General features: G+C 47.1%; 3 protein-coding genes. All 3 read left to right on the plus strand.

The window, feature by feature from the left end:
* Nucleotides 1–23: 23 nt before the first annotated feature.
* Nucleotides 24–164, plus strand: coding sequence for a hypothetical protein (locus tag ACFIKU_RS09635; RefSeq protein ID WP_375657374.1), 141 nt, complete (start codon nt 24–26; stop codon nt 162–164).
* On the plus strand, nt 148–546 hold the full coding sequence (locus ACFIKU_RS09640) for a hypothetical protein (protein ID WP_375657375.1): 399 nt from the start codon (nt 148–150) through the stop codon (nt 544–546). Before ACFIKU_RS09635 ends, ACFIKU_RS09640 begins: the two co-directional genes overlap by 17 nt.
* A partial coding sequence (locus ACFIKU_RS09645; RefSeq protein ID WP_375657376.1) for a ParB/RepB/Spo0J family partition protein occupies nt 546–1,445 on the plus strand: 900 nt, incomplete at its 3' end. The genes ACFIKU_RS09640 and ACFIKU_RS09645, both read left to right, overlap by 1 nt.

A 1,445-nucleotide genomic window follows, 5' to 3' on the forward strand; every position in this document is an offset into this window, starting at 1 on the left:
CCATAAGATAAAGAGGTTTATCAATGTCTAAAGATCAATACGAAATGGGCAAGATAAATTGCATAGAGTTGCATCATAGAACAGCCGTTTGGATGGGTTGGTTCTGGCGATTAGATGGTGGTCATATTGTTTTTATAGGGGGTGGTTATGGTTGCTGCTTGTAATTTATGGACCCCAGATGTCAGAAACGATATCGTTAATCCTTATTCAGAAGTTGAACGTTTGGAAGCTATGCTTTCCTGTTCTTTAAAAGCCGTGAGTAGTGGATTTAAGCATCTGCCGATCCGGTATATTATTGACCCCCCGCATGGCTTATTTGATGCGGCGTTAGCACGGCAGATTGTTATTCATATCTTGCATTATCAGTTTGAGGTACCGCGGCGGCGTATTGTTGCGATACAGGCACGGCAGCGGACTTCTATTTCTCTATCTATGCAAGTGATTAACCGGCGTTTGGAAGAACCCGTTTTTGCGAAAGCTTATCGAAGATGGGCGGGGCGTGCGATGGATTTATTCTTTAAAGAGATCAGAAAGGCGGCGGCGTGATGGCACAGTTTCAAAAGCTTGCTCTTGATGTGATTGTGGTGCCGGAGCGTATACGCCCTGTAGATGATGAGCATGCTAAGGCACTTGCACAATCAATGGCGCGGGAGGGGTTGATGAACCCTATTACGGTGCGTCATACCCCCAATGCGAAAGAGGGCAATTACACACTTATTGCTGGTGCGCACCGGCTTCGTGCTGCTGAGCTTTTGGGCTATAGTGACATTGATGCCGTTGTGGTGCAGGCTGATAAGGACAATGCCGCGCTTTTAGAAGTAGCGGAAAACCTCTTTCGCAATGAATTGTCTGTTATTGACCGTGCGCTTTTTGTCCAGACGTACCGCGAATTGTGGGAAAAGAAGTATGGGGAGATTCAACGTGGCGGTGATCATGGTAATCAATATACAAAGGACAAAGTGGCAAAGGGTAAAGTTTACCCTTTGCCAAATGATGGTTCTTCAGAGCACCATGAAACTGGGTGTGAAGGAGACGAAGTGGCAAAGGGACAAGTTGTCCCTTTGCCAAAAGATAGTTCTTCAGAGCATAATGAAACTGGGTGTGAAGGGGACAAAGTGGCAAAGGGTCAAGTTGACCCTTTGCCAAATGGTGGTGACTTAAATGGCAAAGTGCAAAGTTTGCACTTTGCCAAACATGTGGCAGATCGCATTGGTTTATCGAAGGAATCGGTGAAACTCCTCAATCGCATTGCCCAGCATTTACAGCCGGAGTTGCGGTCTGTTTTGCGGGGGACGGCATTGGCGGATAATCAAGCGCAGTTGTTGAAGTTGGCGAAGATGGAGCCGGTTGCGCAACGGCGGGTGGCAATTGCTTTGCAACAGGTTGAGGGGGATTTACGGCGGGCTGTTGATTTGGTCAATGGGATTAATACGCCTCCGCAAATT

The sequence above is a fragment of the Bartonella sp. CM120XJJH genome, assembly GCF_042194715.1.
Lineage (GTDB): Bacteria > Pseudomonadota > Alphaproteobacteria > Rhizobiales > Rhizobiaceae > Bartonella.